The sequence below is a fragment of the Pseudotabrizicola sp. genome, from assembly GCF_030684215.1.
Lineage (GTDB): Bacteria > Pseudomonadota > Alphaproteobacteria > Rhodobacterales > Rhodobacteraceae > Pseudotabrizicola.
Window position 1 is genome coordinate 152,322 of sequence record NZ_JAUXOV010000070.1, and the last position, 19,880, is coordinate 172,201.

The 19,880-nt window shown below is 61.8% G+C and carries 23 protein-coding genes; 14 read left to right on the forward strand and 9 right to left on the reverse strand.

Annotation, left to right across the window (positions count from 1 at the left end; all coding sequences use genetic code 11):
• The first annotated feature begins 15 nt into the window (after positions 1-15).
• The gene (locus tag Q8K08_RS14850) at positions 16-1,032 is read left to right on the forward strand and encodes a polyprenyl synthetase family protein (protein ID WP_305250564.1); all 1,017 of its coding nucleotides are present in this window, start codon (positions 16-18) and stop codon (positions 1,030-1,032) included.
• On the opposite strand, the gene Q8K08_RS14855 is transcribed toward Q8K08_RS14850, so the two are convergent.
• The 4 genes from Q8K08_RS14855 to Q8K08_RS14870 form a co-directional block, all read right to left on the reverse strand.
• Positions 1,025-1,876 (reverse strand): 4-(cytidine 5'-diphospho)-2-C-methyl-D-erythritol kinase, encoded by an 852-nt coding sequence (locus Q8K08_RS14855; RefSeq protein WP_305250565.1) that lies wholly within the window; start codon positions 1,874-1,876, stop codon positions 1,025-1,027. The genes Q8K08_RS14850 and Q8K08_RS14855 overlap by 8 nt on opposite strands.
• Positions 1,866-3,626 (reverse strand): tetratricopeptide repeat protein, encoded by a 1,761-nt coding sequence (locus tag Q8K08_RS14860; protein ID WP_305250567.1) that lies wholly within the window; start codon positions 3,624-3,626, stop codon positions 1,866-1,868. Before Q8K08_RS14860 ends, Q8K08_RS14855 begins: the two co-directional genes overlap by 11 nt.
• 80 nt (positions 3,627-3,706) lie before the next feature.
• Entirely contained in the window at positions 3,707-4,105 is a 399-nt protein-coding gene (locus Q8K08_RS14865; protein ID WP_305250568.1) for a hypothetical protein, read from the reverse strand.
• 36 nt (positions 4,106-4,141) lie between these two features.
• On the reverse strand, positions 4,142-5,791 hold the full coding sequence (locus Q8K08_RS14870; protein ID WP_305250569.1) for an electron transfer flavoprotein-ubiquinone oxidoreductase: 1,650 nt from the start codon (positions 5,789-5,791) through the stop codon (positions 4,142-4,144).
• A 279-nt stretch (positions 5,792-6,070) separates the two neighbouring features.
• Between Q8K08_RS14870 and greA the strand changes: the two genes are divergently transcribed.
• Both greA and Q8K08_RS14880 read left to right on the forward strand, forming a co-directional pair.
• Positions 6,071-6,541 (forward strand): transcription elongation factor GreA, encoded by a 471-nt coding sequence (gene greA / locus Q8K08_RS14875; protein ID WP_304800675.1) that lies wholly within the window; start codon positions 6,071-6,073, stop codon positions 6,539-6,541.
• 25 nt (positions 6,542-6,566) lie between these two features.
• Positions 6,567-7,574: a hypothetical protein gene (locus Q8K08_RS14880; RefSeq protein ID WP_304800677.1), complete on the forward strand. Its 1,008-nt coding sequence runs from the start codon at positions 6,567-6,569 to the stop codon at positions 7,572-7,574.
• On the opposite strand, the gene Q8K08_RS14885 is transcribed toward Q8K08_RS14880, so the two are convergent.
• On the reverse strand, positions 7,571-8,527 hold the full coding sequence (locus Q8K08_RS14885; protein ID WP_370870554.1) for an L-threonylcarbamoyladenylate synthase: 957 nt from the start codon (positions 8,525-8,527) through the stop codon (positions 7,571-7,573). The genes Q8K08_RS14880 and Q8K08_RS14885 overlap by 4 nt on opposite strands.
• Positions 8,528-8,638: 111 nt before the next feature.
• Between Q8K08_RS14885 and Q8K08_RS14890 the strand changes: the two genes are divergently transcribed.
• The 5 genes from Q8K08_RS14890 (at position 8,639) to Q8K08_RS14910 (ending at position 12,652) form a co-directional block, all read left to right on the forward strand.
• On the forward strand, positions 8,639-10,351 hold the full coding sequence (locus Q8K08_RS14890) for an acyl-CoA dehydrogenase (RefSeq protein ID WP_305250570.1): 1,713 nt from the start codon (positions 8,639-8,641) through the stop codon (positions 10,349-10,351).
• Complete coding sequence (locus tag Q8K08_RS14895; protein ID WP_305250571.1) at positions 10,348-11,382, forward strand: MBL fold metallo-hydrolase; 1,035 nt, start codon at positions 10,348-10,350, stop codon at positions 11,380-11,382. The genes Q8K08_RS14890 and Q8K08_RS14895 overlap by 4 nt, the downstream gene beginning before the upstream one ends.
• 2 nt (positions 11,383-11,384) lie before the next feature.
• The gene (locus Q8K08_RS14900) at positions 11,385-11,783 is read left to right on the forward strand and encodes a DUF6173 family protein (RefSeq protein WP_304796737.1); all 399 of its coding nucleotides are present in this window, start codon (positions 11,385-11,387) and stop codon (positions 11,781-11,783) included.
• 111 nt (positions 11,784-11,894) lie between these two features.
• On the forward strand, positions 11,895-12,029 hold the full coding sequence (locus Q8K08_RS14905; protein WP_304796740.1) for an aa3-type cytochrome c oxidase subunit IV: 135 nt from the start codon (positions 11,895-11,897) through the stop codon (positions 12,027-12,029).
• Positions 12,030-12,040: 11 nt separating this feature from the next.
• On the forward strand, positions 12,041-12,652 hold the full coding sequence (locus Q8K08_RS14910; RefSeq protein WP_305250572.1) for a hypothetical protein: 612 nt from the start codon (positions 12,041-12,043) through the stop codon (positions 12,650-12,652).
• On the opposite strand, the gene Q8K08_RS14915 is transcribed toward Q8K08_RS14910, so the two are convergent.
• Both Q8K08_RS14915 and Q8K08_RS14920 read right to left on the reverse strand, forming a co-directional pair.
• The gene (locus Q8K08_RS14915) at positions 12,653-12,976 is read right to left on the reverse strand and encodes an AzlD domain-containing protein (protein WP_304796747.1); all 324 of its coding nucleotides are present in this window, start codon (positions 12,974-12,976) and stop codon (positions 12,653-12,655) included. It lies immediately after the preceding gene.
• Positions 12,966-13,679, reverse strand: coding sequence for an AzlC family ABC transporter permease (locus tag Q8K08_RS14920; RefSeq protein ID WP_305250574.1), 714 nt, complete (start codon positions 13,677-13,679; stop codon positions 12,966-12,968). Before Q8K08_RS14920 ends, Q8K08_RS14915 begins: the two co-directional genes overlap by 11 nt.
• A gap of 70 nt (positions 13,680-13,749) precedes the next feature.
• Between Q8K08_RS14920 and Q8K08_RS14925 the strand changes: the two genes are divergently transcribed.
• Together Q8K08_RS14925 and mscL are read left to right on the forward strand one after the other, a co-directional pair.
• Positions 13,750-14,331, forward strand: a complete 582-nt coding sequence (locus tag Q8K08_RS14925) for an N-acetyltransferase (protein ID WP_304796751.1) — start codon at positions 13,750-13,752, stop codon at positions 14,329-14,331.
• 128 nt (positions 14,332-14,459) lie between these two features.
• A complete protein-coding gene (mscL, locus tag Q8K08_RS14930; protein WP_304796753.1) occupies positions 14,460-14,897 on the forward strand; it encodes a large conductance mechanosensitive channel protein MscL in 438 nt (145 codons plus the stop codon).
• 50 nt (positions 14,898-14,947) lie between these two features.
• Here the strand turns inward: mscL and ald are convergent, their stop codons facing one another.
• Complete coding sequence (gene ald / locus Q8K08_RS14935) at positions 14,948-16,066, reverse strand: alanine dehydrogenase (RefSeq protein ID WP_304796756.1); 1,119 nt, start codon at positions 16,064-16,066, stop codon at positions 14,948-14,950.
• Between the two features lie 145 nt (positions 16,067-16,211).
• Between ald and Q8K08_RS14940 the strand changes: the two genes are divergently transcribed.
• From Q8K08_RS14940 to Q8K08_RS14950, 3 genes are all read left to right on the forward strand, one after another.
• Positions 16,212-16,670 carry an Lrp/AsnC family transcriptional regulator gene (locus Q8K08_RS14940; RefSeq protein WP_118150560.1) on the forward strand — a complete coding sequence of 153 codons (459 nt, stop codon included), beginning with the start codon at positions 16,212-16,214 and terminating at the stop codon, positions 16,668-16,670.
• Positions 16,671-16,749: 79 nt separating this feature from the next.
• The gene (locus Q8K08_RS14945) at positions 16,750-17,046 is read left to right on the forward strand and encodes a hypothetical protein (protein ID WP_304796762.1); all 297 of its coding nucleotides are present in this window, start codon (positions 16,750-16,752) and stop codon (positions 17,044-17,046) included.
• Positions 17,043-18,758 (forward strand): methyl-accepting chemotaxis protein, encoded by a 1,716-nt coding sequence (locus tag Q8K08_RS14950; RefSeq protein WP_304796764.1) that lies wholly within the window; start codon positions 17,043-17,045, stop codon positions 18,756-18,758. The genes Q8K08_RS14945 and Q8K08_RS14950 overlap by 4 nt, the downstream gene beginning before the upstream one ends.
• Positions 18,759-18,860: 102 nt before the next feature.
• On the opposite strand, the gene rpsU is transcribed toward Q8K08_RS14950, so the two are convergent.
• Positions 18,861-19,067, reverse strand: coding sequence for a 30S ribosomal protein S21 (gene rpsU, locus Q8K08_RS14955; RefSeq protein WP_100196301.1), 207 nt, complete (start codon positions 19,065-19,067; stop codon positions 18,861-18,863).
• Between the two features lie 108 nt (positions 19,068-19,175).
• On the opposite strand from rpsU, the gene Q8K08_RS14960 reads away from it, so the two are divergent.
• Positions 19,176-19,874: a COQ9 family protein gene (locus tag Q8K08_RS14960; RefSeq protein WP_304796772.1), complete on the forward strand. Its 699-nt coding sequence runs from the start codon at positions 19,176-19,178 to the stop codon at positions 19,872-19,874.
• Positions 19,875-19,880 lie beyond the last annotated feature (6 nt).

The following is a 19,880-nucleotide window of genomic DNA, read 5'->3' on the forward strand; positions in this document are numbered from 1 at the left end:
TGGAGCGGACAGGGGATGAGTTTGGATCACATGGCAGCAAAGCAGGCCGCGCAAAAGCCGCAAGAACGGCTGTCTGCATGGCTGGCAAACGATATGGATGCCGTTAATCTGCTGATCCGCGACCGCATGGCCAGCGAACATGCACCACGCATTCCGCAAGTGACCGCGCATCTGATTGAGGCCGGGGGCAAGCGGTTGCGCCCGATGCTGACTTTGGCGGCGGCGCGGCTGTGTGGCTATGACGGGCCGTTTCATGTGCATCTGGCGGCGACGGTGGAATTCATTCACACCGCCACGCTGTTGCATGATGATGTGGTCGATGAAAGCCGCCAGCGGCGTGGGCGGCCTACGGCTAACCTTTTGTGGGACAACAAATCCAGCGTGCTGGTTGGCGATTACCTCTTTGCCCGCAGCTTTCAGTTGATGACCGAAACCGGCAATATGCGGGTGCTGTCGATCCTGTCCAATGCGTCCGCCGTGATTGCCGAGGGTGAGGTGTTGCAGCTGACCGCCGCGCAGGATCTGCGCACGGATGAAAGCATTTACCTGAAAGTGGTGCGCGGCAAGACCGCCGCCCTGTTCTCTGCCGCGACAGAGGTGGGCGGCGTGATCGCCGGGGCCACGCCCGCACAGGTGCAGGCGCTGTATGAGTATGGCGATGCGCTTGGCATCGCCTTTCAGATCGTCGATGACCTGCTGGATTATGGCGGCACTGACGCGGCCATCGGCAAGAACACCGGCGATGATTTCCGTGAGCGTAAACTGACCCTGCCGGTGATCAAGGCCGTGGCTCAAGCCACGGTTGAGGAACGCGCGTTCTGGGAGCGGGTGATCGAAAAGGGCGACCAGCGCGATGGCGATCTGGAGCAGGCCCGCGCGATCATGGCCCGCCATGGCGCGATGGAGGCGGCGCGTCACGATGCGCTGGCATGGGCCGCCCGCGCCCGCAACGCACTGGATGACCTGCCCGCGCATGATCTGCGCGACATGCTGGCCGATCTGGCCGATTATGTGGTCGAGCGGATCAGCTGAGCATTTGCGCCGGGGCGACCCACCAACCGGGTTGCGCGGCCTGAACCGCGCGGGCGGCAGCGCTGGCGGTCAGGCCATCGGCGAACAGCCCGAAGCAGGTGGCCCCAGACCCCGACATCCGCGCAATCAGGCAGCCGGGCTGCGCTGAAAGCGCGGATTTGACGGTGCCGATCATCGGGGCAACGGCCAGTGCTGGCAGCTCCATGTCGTTGCGCATCATCTGCAAGAACGCGGCAAGCTCGGCGGTGGACCGCAGGCGCGGCATCTCGCGTGGCATCGGCGGGTTGTCCTTGCGGGACAGGCCGCGAAACACATCCGGGGTTGCGACGGCGACCCCCGGATTGGCCAGCACCAGCCAGCCCGTGGGCAGCGGGGGAGCCGCGATCAACCGTTCGCCCACGCCTTGCATCCGGGTGGCACGCCCCGTGAGGCAGACCGGCACATCCGCCCCAAGGGTCAGGACAGCGCCAGCATCGGGCAAGTTCTGCCCGCCAAGCCGCGCCAAAGCCCGTAGCGTGGCCGCCGCATCGGCAGAGCCGCCCCCGATGCCAGAAGCGACGGGCAGGATTTTTTCAAGGGTGATCGCAGCAGTCGCGCCCATCAGCCGCGCCGCCCGCAGAACAAGATTGTCGTCACCGACCGGCAAAGCCGCCGCCTGTGGACCTGTGATCTGCAACGACAACTGGTCTGAGGCGTGCACATGCACCCGGTCGCCCACATCGGCAAACACCACCAGACTGTCCAGCAGGTGATAGCCGTCTGCGCGTTGCCCGGTGATGTGCAGGGTCAGGTTGATCTTGGCCGGGGCAAATTCGCTGTGACCTGCCTTGGCTTCAGTTGCCATTCGCCACCGCTTGCAAAGACGGTGCGCCTTCTTCGGCCAGAACGGCATCCAGCCCGATTTCCAGCTTGCGGCGGATGCGGATCGCGTCTTTCTCTACGGGGTCAAAAGACAGCGCGCGGCGCCACTGGAACCGCGCTTCGAGCTGGCGCCCGACGGCCCAGTACACATCGCCCAGATGGTCTGTCACCACCGGGTCTACAGGTTCGAGCAGGCTGGCCCGTTCCATCTGTGGCAAGGCGTCTTCATAGCGGCCAAGCCGGAAATAGGCCCATGCCAGGCTGTCGATGATATAGCCTGCGTCGGGGCGGGCGGCGACCGCGCGCTCGATCATGCCAAGCGCTTCTTCAAGGTTTTCACCCCGGTCAACAAAGCTGTAGCCCAGATAGTTCAGTACCTGCGGCTGATCAGGGTTCAGCTCCAGCGCCTTGCGGAAATCGGCTTCGGCCTTGTTCCATTGGTCGGACCGTTCATGCGCAACCGCACGCGAATAGAACAGCCCCCAATGCCGTTCGGTCGGCTCTGACACAAGACCGACCGCGACATCATAGGCTTCCGCAGCTTGCTCAAACTGTTCATTGCGGCGCAGGGCATCACCGTAAGCCATGTGAACGATCAGCAGTGCCGGATGGCTTTCCGTAAGGGCCTTGAGCGCGGCGAGGGCTTCGTCTTTCTTGTCCATCGCCAGCAGGGATGCCGTGCGCCCTATCTCGGCGGAATGAAAGCTGGGGTGATCCTTTGGCAAAAGGGCGTAGGTTTCGCCCGCCAGTTCGGATTGGCCCAACTGTTCCAGCAGCCCCGCCGACAGCAGCGTGGCATCTGTATGGGCCGGGTTCAGATCAAGTGCAGCGCGTGAATAAAGCAAGGTGTAGCCGTCTTCGGCCTCGCCATTGAGGGCGACGGCGACGGTGAAGAACACTTCGGCAATGCCATCCTTGGCACTGCGCACCACGTCAAACGCCAAAGGCGTGCGCGCAGAAAGTTGGGCGCGCAACGCGATCATTTCCGGCTCTGGTTCGGTGCCGAAGCTTTGGTCCAAAAGCGCCAGGGCATCGTCGAATTGTTCCAACTGGCTCAGCATCTGCACATGCGCGATGATGCCACGGCGGTTGACCACCAGCGGGCCTTCGGCGCGGCCTGACAGAATATCGTCGGCGCTTTCAAAATCGCCCACAGCTGCCAGCGCCAAAGCCTTGTGATACAGGCCAAAGGCCTTCAACCCGTCGGTCCTTGCAATCGCGTCAAAGGCGGCGGTTGCCTCTGACATCCTGCCCGTGCCGAATTCAGCCCATGCGCGCACCAGATCGTCCATCAGATTGCCGATCTTGCGCGAGTCGGGCAGCGCAAGAATGGCTTCGTAATTTTCGGCCTGCGTGTCGCGGACCAAAAGCGCCATGCTGGCCCCGATGCTGCGGCCCTCAAGCTCGGTCAGGCGGGCGGCGGATTGGCCGGCTTTCACGAAATCGCCCACACCGATATATGACAGGATCGCCCCCTCGAGCAGCCCAAGGTTATCGGGGTCGCTTTCCAATGCGCGCGAAAACCAATGCGCCCCTTCGCGGAAATCGCCCTGCGAAGACGCCGAGCGCGCCGCAAGATAGGCCCCCGCGTCGCCCGGTTCGGCACTTTGCTGGGCGTCAGGGGCAGGGTCGGTCTGCGCGGGCAACGTGCCCGGATGCAGGGAAACAAGGCCCGCCAGCAAAAGGGCAGTCAGGCGGGGCGGCAGGGCATGGGTCATTGGGGCACTTTTCATCTTGGCTCGGTCCAAAGCTAGCCCCCGCCAGCGTCGCTGGCAATGGCAGCGGGGCGCTACAGGCAATGATCGCGCAATTGTCAGATCCAGCGCAGAACGGCGATCACCAGCGCAGCCAGAACCGGCAGACCAAACAGGATCAGCGGTGCATTCAGCCATTGCCGCGAGGCGGCCACGCTTAGCACCGGGTAGGTCACCGGCCAGCGCCCGGTCTGCGCGGCGTATGCCAAGGTGCTGACCGCGATGGGCAGGCGCACACCGAACAGATGGGGGGCCGGAAACGGCCAGCCGGGCCGCAGCAATCGCTGTTCGTCGCGGTGGTGAAACCGGGGTTCATACCCGGTCAGGTCCACCCCGAACTCTGCTGCAAAGCTGGTCATGAAGGCGGCAGCGTTTTCGCCGTCAAGCGAAAGCGCGGCCAGCACATCAGCCTGTTGCAGCGGGCTGAGCCGCCGCCCGAACCGGGCTTCGATGAACATTACAATGTCTTCTCGCCCCGGTCCGTTCATGCTGGGTCACATATTGGGATAGTTCGGACCGCCCGCGCCCTGAGGCGTGGTCCAGACGATGTTTTGCGACGGGTCTTTGATGTCGCAGGTCTTGCAGTGAACGCAGTTCTGGAAGTTGATGACAAAGCGTGGCTCTTTGCCATCTTCGGCCACCACCTCATACACCCCCGCCGGGCAATAGCGCTGCGCAGGTTCGGCATATTTCGGCAGGTTGACCGCGATGGGAACCGACGGGTCGCGCAGTTTCAGATGCGCGGGCTGCGCCTCGTCATGGTTGGTGAAGCTGTAGGCCACGTTGGTCAGCCGGTCGAAGGACAGCTTGCCATCAGGGCGCGGATAGTCGATGGGCGCGAAATCCTTGGCCAGCCCGGTAGCGGCGGCATCAGATTTACCGTGCTTCAGCGTGCCAAACAGCGAAAAGCCGAGCGTGTTGGTCCACATGTCGATGCCGCCGCCAAGCAGGCTGGCAACAAGGCCATACTTTGACCACAAGGGTTTGACGTTGCGCACCTTTTTCAGATCGCGGCCAATCGCGCCACCGCGCACATCGGTTTCATAGGCCGACAGCTCATCGCCCTGACGTCCGGCCTTGATCGCGGCATGCGCGGCCTCTGCTGCGGCCTTGCCTGACAGCATGGCATTGTGATTGCCCTTGATGCGCGGCACGTTGACCATGCCGACCGAACAGCCCAGCAGCGCCACGCCGGGGGCCACCATTTTTGGCATAGACTGATAGCCGCCCTCGGAAATCGCCCGCGCGCCGTAAGCCACGCGTTTGCCGCCTGCAAGCAGGTCGGCAATCATCGGGTGATGCTTGAAGCGCTGGAATTCCATATAGGGGTAGAGATGCGGGTTTTCGTAGTTCAGGTGGACCACAAAGCCGACGTAGACCTGATTGTTTTCAAGATGATAGATGAACGATCCGCCGCCCGCATTGCTGCCCAACGGCCAGCCCATCGTATGCGTGACCGTGCCTTCGCTGTGCTTGGCCGGGTCAATTTCCCAGATTTCCTTCATGCCAAGGCCGAATTTCTGTGGGCAATGCCCTTTTGACAGATCGTATTTGTCCATCACCTGTTTGGCGAGGCTGCCGCGCACGCCTTCGGACAGGAACACATATTTGCCGTGCAGCTCCATGCCGGGCTCATAGCTTGGCCCCGGCTCTCCGGTCGCGGGGTCGCGGCCAAACTCGCCTGCCACCACTCCTGCCACACGGTCGCCGTCGAAGACCAGTTCCGAGCATGACATGCCGGGGAAAATCTCGACCCCAAGGCCCTCGGCCACGCCCGCCATCCAGCGGCAGACATTGGCCATCGACACGATGTAGTTGCCGTGGTTGTTCATCAGGGGCGGCATCGGGAAGTTGGGAATGCGGATCTGACCCGCAGGGCCAAGCATGTAGAAATTGTCTTCTTTCACCAGCGTTTTGATCGGCGCACCCATGCTGTGCCAGTCGGGCAGCAGCGCATCCAGTCCCGACGGGTCGAGCACCGCGCCTGACAGGATATGCGCGCCAACCTCAGAGCCTTTTTCCAGCACCACGACCGACAGATCGCTGTCCAACTGCTTGAGTCGAATGGCCGCGGACAGGCCCGCCGGGCCTGCGCCCACGATAACCACGTCATATTCCATCGTTTCGCGCGTGATCTGGCTCATCTATCGTCTCCGCTCGCCGGGCCGGGCCCGTATCTGACTTGGGTGATTTTGCTGGTATCGTCATTGCCCCAAGGCTCGCCCATGGTCAACCATAACGCAACATCACGTTTCCGCATTGCAGCATTGCCGCAATATTCTTGCTTGTTGGCGACAAGCCGCCGCCCGGTTGCGCCATCTCCTCTTGCATTTCATGCCGTCATCCGTTTGGGTGATATCCAGTTAGTGACGGGCCATGGCCCCCGACAGGGGCCGTGGCCTCCCTTTTCGTGGAAGATGACGATGGAAAAGATCCCGATGACCCGCGGTGGGTATGATGCTCTGGATGAAGAGCTGAAAATCCTCAAATCGGTGGAGCGCCCCGCTGTGATCCGCGCAATTGCCGAAGCCCGCGAACATGGCGATCTGTCGGAAAATGCCGAGTACCATTCGGCCCGCGAAAAGCAGTCCTTTATTGAGGGTCGCATCAAGGAGCTTGAAGGGATTTTGTCGCTGGCCGAGGTTATTGACCCGACCAAGCTGTCAGGCTCTATCAAGTTCGGGGCCACTGTGGTGCTGGTCGATGAAGACACCGACGAGGAAAAGAAGTATCAGATCGTAGGTGAGACCGAAGCCGATATCGAACGTGGTTTGCTGAACATACGCTCGCCTTTGGCCCGTGCCCTGATCGGCAAGGACGAAGGTGACAGCGTCGAGGTGAAGACCCCCGGCGGGGATCGCAGTTATGAAGTGGTAAGCGTTCGTTACGTCTGATCCCCCGGAACGGAACGAGGCGACCATGCCCGACAAAACTGATAAAAACGTTGATCTTGGGGCAATTGCCCGCAGCGAAGAGCCAGGCTTTTCAGCAGCTGAAGTTGTGGCATCTGGTCTGGCGGTTGTCTGGGTCGTGGCCGTGGTCGTCTTTGTGCTGCGCGCGCCAGAAGGCACCGGAACGCTGGGGCTGGTGATGACGCTGCTGGTGGTCTTTCTGCCGCTTGCGCTGATCTGGGCGGCGGTGACGACGCTGCGCTCGGTGCGGGTGCTGCGGCTTGAGGCTGCACGGTTGCAGGCCTCGGTGGATGCAATGCGCAACGCTTTTATCAACAGCCAGCAGTCTGGTGCTGCGGGCCTGCGGCCATCGGTCGAGAAAAAGCTGGATGACATCGCGCGCCAGACCGAAACCGCATTGGCCACCTTTACCTCGCGGCGTGATACGGTGCTGACGGTGCCATCAGCCGACCGCAAGGCCGCGCTGATCCCGGCGCCGACACCTTTGCCGGGCGAGGAGCAACCGGGTCTTGCGCTTGGCACCCCGGCCGAGGCGCTGCGTCCGCCTCTGTCGGTCGCGGACTTCATCCGCGCGTTGCAATTTCCGGAAAACCCAGACGACCGCGAAGGGTTTCGTGCGCTGCGTCTGGCGCTGGAAGACCGCGACGTGGCAAAGCTGATCCGTGCCGCCCAGGATGTGCTGACGCTGATGAGCCAAGAGGGCATCTATATGGATGACCTGCGCCCTGACCGCGCCCGGCCAGAACTGTGGCGACGCTTTGCGGCGGGGGAACGGGGGCGCGGCGTTGCGGCGATTGGCGGCGTGCGGGATCGGTCATCGCTGGCGCTGACGGCCGGGCGGATGCGCGAAGACCCGGTGTTCCGCGATGCAGGCCACCACTTTCTGCGCACCTTTGACCGCATGTTCCAGCAGTTTGAAAAGAACGCGACGGATGCCGAGATTTCAGACCTTGCCGATACCCGCACCGCCCGCGCGTTCATGCTGTTTGGCCGGGTGATGGGAGTGTTTGACTAATTGCGGGGGGCTGCGGCCCTGCGCAAACGGTCGTTGATCGCGCGGCCAAGCCCGGATTCGGGCACCGGGGCAAAGGCGATCCGTCCGCCCGGACCCGCCAAGGCATCCGCATCGCGCAGAGTCTGAAACAGTGCCGCCGCCGCCTCTATCAGATCACCACCGGGCGAGAGTGACAGGGCGGCACCCTTGCAACCGGGCCCAAAGCCCACCCAAACCTCATCCGCCTGTGGCGCGGTTACGGCCAGCCGCACCCCGGCCTCGGGTGCGTAATGGCTGGCCAATTGCCCCGGCGCGTTGGGTTTGTGCGCGTCCCCGCCCATGCAGATTGGCCCCAGCATCGCCTCTAGCGCCTCAAGTGGCACCCCACCGGGACGCAGCAGCGTAGGCGCACCGTCCAAGCCAAGAATGGTTGATTCCACCCCCACAGTGCAGGGGCCACCGTCGAGGACCGCGTCAATCCGCCCGGTCAGTCCTGCCCGCACATGATCTGCCCGCGTGGGCGATACCCGGCCCGATGGGTTGGCCGACGGCGCCGCCAACGGCCCGCCAAATGCCCGCAACAACGCTTGCGCCACCGGATGCGCCGGGCAGCGGATGGCCACCGTTGACAAGCCTGCGGTGACCAGTGGTGACAGCCCGGCATCGCTGCGCAACGGTAAAACCAGCGTCAGCGCGCCCGGCCACAACGCCGCCGCCACCGCGCGCGCGCGGTCATCAAACACGGCCAAGGTCTCGGCCATCTCCAGTCCGGTCACATGTGCAATCAGCGGGTTGAAGGTGGGCCGCGCCTTGGCTGCGAAAATCTGCGCCACCGCAGTCCCATTGCGCGCATCGCCCGCCAGCCCGTAGACCGTTTCCGTAGGCATAGCCACCAGACCGCCCGCCCGCAAAATCGCGGCGGCACGTGCCACGCCTTCATCCGAAGCCATAAGGTCTTGCGTAATAAGTATCATGTGACGCAGCGTAGGGCTTGAGAGGTCGGCCCCCATGGCTAACCTATGCACATTGCCCATACTCTTGCCCGCCGTCTTTGCCAAGGCTGGCCGCCCAGACCCGAGGTTTCGATGCCCTACCGCGCCCCAATGTCCGACCTGCGATTCCTGATGGATCACGTTGTTGGTTTCGCTCAGGTTGCTGCGACTGACCGATTTGCCGAAGCCACCCCGGAAACGGTCGAGGCAGTCTTGTCCGAAGCGGGCCGTCTGGCGTCCGAAGTGCTGGCCCCGGTCAACCGCTCTGGTGACAAGGTGCCTGCGCGTCTGGAAAACGGCGTGGTGCGCACGTCACCCGGCTTTGCCGAGGCCTATCAGGCGATGGCAACGGGCGGTTGGGTGGCGATTACGGCTGGGGTGGACCATGGCGGCATGGGGCTGCCGCTGACGTTGGCCAGTGCTGTGAATGACATGTTTTCCGGGGCTTGCCTGTCGCTGCAACTGAATCCGTTGCTGACCCAAGGCCAGATTGAGGCGCTGGAGCATCACGCCAGTGATGAACTGAAAGCCCGGTATCTGCCCAAGCTGATTTCCGGCGAATGGAACGGCACCATGAACCTGACAGAGCCGCAGGCCGGGTCTGACGTCGGCGCACTGCGGTCAAAGGCCGAACCCAATGGCGATGGCAGCTATGCGATCAGCGGGCAGAAAATCTACATCACATGGGGGGATTCGGATTTTCAGGCCAATACGATTCATCTGGTGCTGGCTCGTCTGCCCGATGCAGCCCCCGGCACTGCGGGGATCAGCCTGTTTCTGGTGCCGAAATTCCTGCCAGATGCTGCGGGCAACCCTGGCCTGCGCAACAGCCTTACGGTGGTCAGTCTTGAGCACAAGCTGGGCATCCACGGCAGCCCGACCTGTGTGATGCAGTTTGATGGCGCGCAAGGCTGGCTTGTGGGGGCTGCGCACAAGGGCATGGCCGCGATGTTCACCATGATGAACAACGCCCGGCTGGGGGTTGGTCTGCAAGGCGTTGGCGTGGCCGAGGCCGCGTATCAGCAGGCATATGATTACGCCATGACCCGCCAGCAGGGCCACACCAGTGACCCGCATACGCCCACCATCATCGGCCATGCCGATGTGCGCCGGATGTTGGCCACGATGAAGGCACAGGTGTTTTCTGCCCGTGCCATCGGTTTGTCATGTGCGGTGGCCATCGACATGGCCACTGCAACAGGCGAGGCAGATTGGAAAGCCCGCGCGGCGTTTCTGACCCCGATTGCCAAGGCTTATGGCACCGATGTCGGCGTTGCTGTTGCATCCGAGGGCGTGCAGATTCACGGCGGCATGGGGTTTATCGAAGAAACTGGCGCGGCCCAGTTCCTGCGCGATGTGCGAATTACGTCGATCTATGAGGGCACCAACGGCATTCAGGCGATGGATCTGGTCGCGCGCAAGATGATGGACAACGGCGAGGCCGCGTTCCGCCTCATCCGCGAGATTGAAATGGGGGCGCAAACCGCCCGTGCCAGTCTGCCCGATATTGCTGAAGATCTATGGCAGGCCTGCGAAACGCTGCGCGAAGCGACAGAAGCGCTGTTGACGCAAGGTATGACCGACCGTTTTGCTGGGGCTGTGCCCTATCTGCGGGCGTTCGCGCTTGTTTTGGGCGGGCATTTCCACCTTAGGGCGGCATTGGCAGAGGGTGGCACTGGCCCGCGCAGCGCATTGGCGCGGGTTGCGGTGAAGCGATTGCTGCCTGAACACCTTGGTCTGCTGGTGCAGATGCGCGAGGGCGCGGCTGATCTGTTCGCGCTGACCCCGGAAGACTTTGCGGCGTGACCTATGCAGGGGTGACAGGCATTGCCCATCCTTTCCCCGAAGCTCCGGCCGAGGGGGAGGCGACCGAAATCGCCCCCGGCATCCTGTGGATGCGCCTGCCGCTGCCGATGGTGCTGGATCATGTCAATGTCTACGCACTTGATGATGGGGACGGCTGGACGCTGATTGACACCGGTATGGCCAGCACCCGCAGCCGTGCGATCTGGCAACGGCTGCTGGATGGACCTTTGGCGGGCCGCCCCGTGCTCCGGGTGATTGTGACCCACCATCACCCCGATCACGTCGGTCTTGCCGGCTGGTTTCAGCAGCAAGGCGCGGCATTGCTGATGCCCCGCACCGCTTGGCTTTATGCCCGGATGCTGGTTTTGGACGAACAACCCCTTCCCGCCGCCGAGGCCCAGCTTTTCTACCAACGCGCCGGAATGCCTGCCGCCATGCTGGCCGAACGCGCGGCGCAGCGCCCGTTCAACTTTTGCGATATCGTGGCCCCCTTGCCGCTGGGGTTCACCGCGCTGGCCGATGGTAGCACGATCCACATGGCCGGGCGCGATTGGGACATTCGGTTTGGCTCTGGCCATGCACCGGATCATGCAACCTTTTGGTCGGGTGATCTGATCCTTGGCGGCGATCAGTTGCTGCCGGGTATTTCCGCCAATATCGGCGTGTACCCGACCGAGCCCGATGCTGACCCCCTGGCTGATTGGCTGGCCAGTTGTCGTGGCTTTCAGCCATTGGCCCTCGACAGCCATCTGGTGCTGCCCGGCCACAAGCTGCCCTTTACCGGGCTGCCTCTGCGCCTGACCCAGATGATCGACAATCATCTGGGCGCGCTGAACCGTCTGCTGGGCCATCTGGCACAGCCCCACACCGCCGCCGATTGCTTTTTGCCGCTGTTCAAACGCGACATCACCGGACCCGCCTATGGCATGGCGCTGGTTGAGTCGGTGGCGCATCTGAACCATCTCTTGCACCAGAGGCAGGTTTCACGCCACCTTTCCGATGAAGGGGCATGGCTTTGGCAAAGGGGGTAACGATGGAAGATTCGAACGAGAGGCTGCCAGCGAAGGCATCCAAGGACGCTCCATCCCCCAAAACCAAAAGCGAGGCCGAATGGGCCTATGAGCGCGTCATCCAGTATCTGCGGAACTTCGAAGCACAGCTCGACAACGCGCATGAGGTGGCGCTTGGCTTTACCGGATCAAACGCGGGGGTTCTTCAGATCGAGGGGCTTGGTTTTTATGAGCCCGACATCGTGACCTTCTATGGCATCGACGAAGAAGGGTTGAAAACCCAATTGATTCAACACGTCAGCCAGTTAAATGTGATCTTGCGCGCAGTGCCCAAGCGCCGCTCTGCTGAACCGCCGCGCCGGATCGGCTTTCACATGCCAACCGGCTGGGTAGGGGGAGAGTCAGGGGACGGGTCGGTGTGAACAGCCCAGAATACCAACATATCACAGTCAAGTTTGTCGCGCATCCAGCCTCGTGACAGGCCGCGATGAATCGTTTATCAGCAGGAAAAGACCAACACAGGAAGTCGCATCATGGCCGAACACAAGCATGGCAGCATGGATACCACCACTCAGGAAAAGACCTTTGCCGGCTTTATCCGCATGGTGACCTGGGGTGCTGGGATCAGCATAGCCATTTTGATCTTCATGGCTTTGGTCAACGCCTGAAAGACATGCACATGGTTCGCCTGATTCTCGCCTTTGCGGCGATGTTATTTCTTGTTGCCTGCGGGGCAGAGCCTAAATGGGCCTCTGATGAAGCGGTGTCGCAAGCGCGCTATGTGCACAACGGCCCGCCGTCTGTCACTCTGTTCACCGTGTTGTCTACCCGTGACGGGTCTGGCGCGCATTCCGGGCTGATGATCAACGGGTCTGAGCGTATCATTTTTGACCCGGCCGGCACGTGGCAGCATCCGCAATTGCCCGAGCGCAATGATGTTCATTTCGGTATGACACCGAAGATGGTGGCGTTCTACATCGACTATCATGCGCGCGAGACGTTTGATGTGATTGAGCAAACGATCATCGTGTCGCCCGGCGTGGCGGAGTTGGTGGCGCAGCGGGCAAAGGCCTATGGTGCCGTGCCAAAAGCGCAATGCACCAAGTCGATCTCGGCGATCCTGAGCGAAGTTCCGGGCTTTGAATCGCTGCCCTCTACCTGGTATCCGGCCAAGTATATGGAAGCATTCGCCAAACTGCCCAGCGTTACCAGTCGCAAGATCACCGATACGGATGCCGACAACAATCACGGCGTGTTGCTGGTTCAGGCAGGCGATCCGCGGGTTCAGTAGTCAGATCCACAACACCGCATACAACGTCACGCCCCCCGCAAGGATCGCCCCGATCACGCTGCGTGTGGCAATTCCCACTGCAAGTGTTACGCAGGCCGCCGCCAGTCGCGCGGGGTCGGTCTGACCTGCTGTTGCGGCTGGCCATAATACCGCTGGCGCGACCAGCCCCGGCAGGATGGCCACAGCCGTATAGCGCAAGGCGCGGCGCAGGCCTAGAGGCAAGGGGCGGCTTCCCAGCACGCCCAGAAAAGACAGCCGTATCAGATAGGTGCCAAGCCCAAGGGCAGGCAGCACGATCCAGAATGTTGCCGGATCAATCTTCATGACCCTGCCTCCGGTTCAGCGCAACCTCGGTTCCGGCACCTGCTGCCATGGCCAGCACCGCCGCAATCAGCAGCCCGGTGCCGTAAGGCATGACCGCCAGCACCAGCGCCGCCACGATCGACACCGCCGCCGCAACCACATGCGGAATTGAGCGCAGCATCGGGGCGCAAATGGCGAGAAAGGTAATGGGCACTGCGAAATCCAAGGCATAGGCCTTGGGAATCGCCTCGCCGACCACGGCACCGGCAAAGGTGGCGATGAACCATAGCGGCGCAATTGGCGTTACGGTGCCGAAAAAGAACGCCACCTTGTCAGCGAGCGGCTGATCGGGCCTGCGTTCAAACTCTATCTGGCTGGCGGCAAAGCTTTGATCCACAAGAAAATATGCCATCAGTGCGCGCGTGCCAAACGGGGCCGCGCCTAGGTGCGGGGCCATGGCCACCGAATACATCACCATCCGCAGATTGACCGCCAGCGATGTGGCCAAAACGATCAGCACCGGGGCCTGATCCTGCATCAGTTGCACAGCGGCAAATTGCGAGGCCCCGGCAAAGACGCTGAAGGAAAACAGCATCACTTGCAGCAGATCAAGCCCGGCTTCGGTTGCGACCACGCCAAACAGGAGCGCAAACGGCACCACCACGATGACAAATGGTGCAGAGGCAAGGCAGCCCCGCAAAAATGGAGATCGGATGGGGGTCATGGCTTTGGCCTTTACCGGGCGTTGTTGACGGCTTAGGCATTTTGAGAGCGACTGAAAAGGGGCAAACAGGGTGCAAGTCAGGCTTGGTCTGCCGGATCAGCTGAAACCAGAGGCGGCCAGGCTGTATTGGCAGGCCTTTGGCGGAAAACTTGGCCGGGTGATGGGGCCAGAGGATCGGGCGCACGCGTTCTTGCTGCGGGTGATCCGTGCCGATCATTGCATCTGTGCCGTATCGGATGACGGCGCCTTGTTGGGGATTGCCGGGTTCAAATCGCCGTTTGGAAGTTTTGCGGGCGGTGAATTGAGCGATATGCAGGTCGTTTATGGCCGCGTCGGGGCTGCATGGCGCAGCAACCTGCTGCGCCTTTTGCAAAGTGATATCGACAATGATCGCTTTCTGATCGACGGAATCTGTGTCGCGCGCGAACAGCGCGGGCAGGGGATTGGCAGCAGCCTTGTCGCCGCCTTGATGCGCGAAGGGGTGGCGCGGGGCTATCCCGCAATCCGGCTGGAGGTGATCGACACCAACATTCGCGCGCGCGCTTTGTATGAACGCTTTGGCTTTGCGCCATGGCGCAGCGAAACGCTGGGGCCGTTGCGGCATGTCTTTGGCTTTTCCCGGTCTGTGACCATGGTGCGTGCACTGCCATAGCAGTTGATAGCGCTTTGGTTGCGATAATTCCCCCTTTTTTATGGTCGTATCTGTGGCATAACCAATGCGCTTGTGGTCGACGCATGGGTGGAAAGGCTGTCAAAAAGGCGGCCGCACAAAGGGGATATGTGGATATGCTTAACGAATTCAAAGCCTTTATTGCCAAAGGCAATGTGGTTGATCTTGCGGTTGGTATCATCATCGGTGTGGCGTTCACGGCCATCGTCAATTCGCTTGTGGGCGATTTGATTAACCCGATCATTGGTCTGATGACTGGAGGTCTCGATTTCTCCAATTTGTTCATCGACCTGTCGGGCACCAATCCGGCGTCGCTGGCCATCGCGCGTGAGGCGGGTGTGCCCGTCTTTGCTTACGGTGCCTTCATCACCGCCATTATCAATTTCCTGATCATCGCTTGGGTGGTGTTCCTGTTGGTCAAAGCCGTCAACAAGCTGAAAGAGGCAACCGCGCGCAAAGAGGCCGCCGAGGCTGCTGCTGCGGCACCGGCTGGCCCGACCGAACTGGACTTGCTCAAAGAGATCCGCGACTCGCTGCAACAGCGCTGAACGCATAACGATAGAAAAAAGGCCCCCGTTTTCCGGGGGCCTTTTTTATGTCAGATCTTCATCGCCTCATCCGCAGTGATCGACGCAAGGCCCAATGCCTCACCCACTGCGGCATAGGTCAGATGTCCGGCATGGGTGTTGAGCCCGGCTTTCAGATGCGGGTCATCGGCACAAGCCGCCTTCCATCCCTTGTTCGCCAGCGACAGCAGAAACGGCAACGTGGCATTGCCGAGGGCCTGCGTAGAGGTGCGGGCCACTGCGCCGGGCATGTTTGCCACGCAATAGTGGATGATGCCATCCACATCATAGATCGGGTCTTGATGCGTGGTGGCCCGGCTGGTCTCAAAGCAACCGCCCTGATCAATTGCCACATCCACAATCGCGGCCCCCGGCTTCATCGTGGCCAGTTGCGCCCGGCTGACCAGCTTGGGCGCTGCTGCGCCGGGGATCAGCACGGCGCCGATCACCAGATCCGCCTCGGTTACGGCCGCTGCTGTTGCGGCCCCGCTGGCATAGGCGTTGCGGAATTGCCCGCCAAACACATCATCCAGATAGCGCAGCCGGGTCAGTGAGCGGTCAAGCACCACCACATCCGCCCCCATGCCCGCCGCGACACGCGCTGCGTGCGTGCCGACCACGCCGCCGCCGATCACCACGACCTTGGCAGGCAGAACCCCTGGCACACCGCCCAGCAGAACGCCGCGCCCGCCATTGGCCTTTTGGAGCGTCCATGCGCCAACCTGTGGCGCAAGCCGCCCCGCCACTTCTGACATCGGTGCCAGCAGTGGCAGACCGCCTGCACGGTCGGTCACGGTTTCATAGGCAATCGCCGTCACACCCGATTCCAGCAGATCGCGGGTCTGGTCCGGGTCTGGCGCAAGATGCAGATAGGTGAACAGGATCTGCCCGTCGCGCAGGCGCTTGCGCTCTGCCGCTTGGGGTTCCTTTACCTTGACGATCATTCCGGCCTCGGCAAACACCGTCTCGGCATCTGGTGCGATCTGTGCCCCGGCGGCGATGTAGTCGCCATCGGCAAAACCAGAGCCAAGACCCGCCCCGGTTTCCAGCAGCACAGAATGGCCATGCGCCACCGCGTCGCGCACCGCATCGGGCGTCATGCCCACGCGAAACTCTTGTGGTTTGATCTCTTTCGGGCAACCGATTTTCATGATGAGTCCCTGTTGGTTTATTGGTTATACTCTCCAGTGTTGCGCCGATTGGCCGTCACTTCTTTGAATTTTCCGCGACAGTGGGTCTAGATTGGCGTAGAATACTTCGCAGCACCCCACTTTGGCGAAAGAAACCACCAACTCCATGGATCTTGATGCAACAGACCGCCGCATTCTGAACGTGTTGCAACGCGATGGTCGCATCACCAATGCAGACCTGTCAGAGCGGGTGAATCTTTCGCCTTCGGCCTGCCACAGAAGAACGCAGCGGTTGGAAGAGGAGGGCTATATCGCGGGTTACGTCGCCTTGCTTGATACGCGCAAGATCGGACGGCTGACGACGGTATTCGTTGAAATCACCCTGCAAAGTCAGGCCGAAGACCTGCTTGACGCGTTCGAACGCGAGGTGGCGCGGTTGCCTGACCTGCTGGAATGTCATCTGATGGCAGGCACGGCGGATTATCTGCTGAAAATCATGGCCGAGGACACCGAGGATTTCGCCCGCATCCACCGACAGTTCCTGTCGCGATTGCCCGGCGTGCGGCAGATGCAGTCCTCTTTTGCGCTGCGCACCGTGGTGAAAACCACTGCAATTGCTGTCTAAAATATCCGGCAGAATCTGTCTGGATTTTGGATTTCTTAAAGGGTCCGCGCCTAACCTCCTGACAACGGATGAGGTTGCGATGAATGTCACGCTTTCCCTTTTGGCGGTGCTTGTCACCCTGCTTGGCCCACTTGGTCTTGTCATGTCGGCTGCCCCTGTGGCCGGACAGCCCGTGTTGGTGATCGTGCCGCCCTGGGCCGATGCGGGCGCCATTATCGCGCAGGCCGGGGGGCAGGAGATCTCGCCCTTGCGTGCAGCGATGGCCACGCTGGCCTATGCCGAGGCCCCTGATTTCGTTCAGCGATTGCATCAGCAGGGGGCCTGGGCCGTCCGCAACGGCAGCTTTGACACCCTTTTCTGCGGAAAGTTCCTATGACCTATTCCTTGAGTGAGCTGCGCCAAAGTCAAGATCGGGCCTGTCGCGCTCTGCTGATCGCGGCCAGTCTGATGCTGCCTGTTGTGATGCTAAGCGCCTTTCTTGTCGGCGCAGGGCTGCTTGCGCCCGTGCTTTCGGCATCGTTTCTGGCGATTGGTTGGCTGGGCCAAAGCAAGGGGGATCTGACTGCCCGGCTTGGCGTCAGCTTTGGCGTGATCGGTCAGGCCATCGCGATGACCGCTGCCTTTGCCGGGCATCCGTGGCAGCTTGACATGCACATGACCTTTTTTGCCGCGCTGGCGACCCTGATCCTGCTGGTGGATATCAGGCCGATTCTGGCAGCGACCGGGCTGATTGTTCTGCACCACCTGTCGCTGAGTGTGGTGATGCCCGGCCTGATCTACCCATCAGCCGATGTTGCGGACAATATCGCGCGCACGCTGCTGCATGGTGCCACGGTCGGCGTGGAAACTGCGGCGCTGATTGCGGCGGTCATCATCCGGCTTCGCTTGCATGCGCAGGCGGATGAAAAGGAACGGGAACTGACGCTGGCCCGCGAAATTGCCTCTGACATGCTGGTCAAGGCAGAGGTCGCCCGCGATCAAGCTGACCTGCAACGGCGCGAGGCCGATCAGATGCGAGAAGCTGCCGAAGCCGCGCAAGAGCGTATCGCCACGCAAAGCGCCGACGCCGAAGTCGCGCACCGGCTGGCGCGCGAGATCGACGAGAAGCAGGCCGCACACCGCGCAAAAGTTCTGGAGGAACAGGGGCTTATCGTAGCCGCCTTGTGTGATGCGCTGGATCGTCTGTCGGGTGGCGATTTGACGGTGACGATCACAACCGACTTCCCGCCCGAATTTGGGAACCTGCGCGATGACTTCAACACCTCGGTCGGCCGTCTGCGGCAGGTGATTGCGCAGGTGGCCGAAGTCTCGGGCTATGTTCAGGAAAAGGCGGCAGATATCCGCGGCTCGGCCGAAAACCTGTCGGTCCGCACCGAACGGCAGGCCGCCACGCTGGAGGAAACCTCGGCCGCGATGGTCGAGTTTCTTGCCAGTGTGCGCCAGTCCGCCCATATCGCCTCGAACGCCGAGGCGTCCACAGCCCTTGCGCAAAGAGAGGCACTGGGCGGCAGCCGCGTGGTGGAACAGGCGATTGCGTCGATGCAAAGCATCGCGGAAAGTTCGCAAAAGATTGCCCGGATCAACTCGGTCATCGACGAAATCGCGTTTCAAACCAATCTGCTGGCGCTGAACGCCGGGGTCGAGGCGGCCCGCGCGGGCGAGGCGGGGCGTGGCTTTGCGGTGGTCGCGTCAGAGGTGCGCGCCCTTTCGCAACGCTGTTCCGACGCGGCCAAGGAAATCACCGGTCTGGTGCAGGAAGCTGGCCTGCACGTCCGCGAAGGGGTCGATCTGGTGGGCCAGACTGGAACCGCACTGACGGTCATAACCCAAAGCGTCGCCGCCGCGGCCAAACAGGTTGCGGCCATCGCCAGCACGGCCAGCGACCAATCCCGCTCGCTGAGCGAGATCACCGCAGCAATCAACGATCTGGACAATGTGACCCAACAAAACGCGTCGATGTTCGCGGAAACCACGGTTGCCTGCCAGTCGCTGGACGAAGCCACCGAGTCGATGATCGACATGGTCAGCCAACTGAACGTCACCCTGCCGGAGCGCGCGCCGGTTGCCTATCGGCGCAAGCTGGCCTGACGCACCCCGGCGACCGGCAAAAAGAAAAACCCCCGGCCTTGCGGACGGGGGTTGATCGTGGGGCAAGGGCATACAGCCCCCACCCAGCATTCCAAGAACGACTTAAACGCCGCCTTCGCGCAATGCCTTTTTGCGCGCAAGCTTGCGCGCACGGCGAACGGCTTCGGCTTGCTCGCGCGCTTTTTTGACGGAGGGTTTCTCGAAATGTTGCTTGAGCTTCATTTCGCGGAACACGCCTTCGCGCTGGAGCTTTTTCTTGAGGGCCCGAAGGGCTTGCTCAACGTTGTTGTCACGGACGCTGACCTGCATGTGGTTGTCACCACCTTCCTAGGTTAGAGTTGCACTGTTTGTGCAGGCAGGCTGCGCTATAACAAAGCCAATAGCCCCTGTCCACCGCCATGACGGAAGGATGACGACATGACGACCGAGAACACGACCCCCACGCCCGCAGATCGTGTGCTGGATGCCGCTTTGCTGCATGTGCCCTTTGATGGATGGTCCGAAACCACCCTGCGTGCCGCGATTTCCGAATCGGGGGTGCATGATGCGCTGGCCCGGTCGCTGTTCCCGCGCGGCGGGGTTGATCTGGCGCTGGCCTATCACCGCCGGGGCGATGCGCTGATGCGTGACCGGCTGGCCGCGACCGATCTGGCCGCGCTGCGCTACCGCGACCGGATCACCACCGCCATTCGCCTGCGTCTTGAACTGGTCGAAGACAAAGAGGCAGTGCGCCGGGGCACCACTTTGTTCGCCCTGCCGATCCACACCGCAGATGGCGCCCGCGCGATATGGGGCACGTCGGATGCGATCTGGACCGCGCTTGGCGACACCAGCCGCGATATCAACTGGTATACCAAACGCGCTACGCTTTCGGCAGTCTATTCGGCCACCGTGCTGTTCTGGCTGGGCGACGACAGCATCGGCCATCAGGCCACGTGGGATTTTCTTGACCGCCGGATCGAAGATGTGATGCGCATCGAAAAGGCCAAAGCCGCGATGCGTGATAACCCGGTTGCAAAGGCATTGCTTGCCGGGCCGATGAAACTGATGGAAAAGATCCGCAAGCCCGATGTTCCCGATGATCTGCCGGGCAAGATGATGGACCGTTTCCGCTGAAAGGCC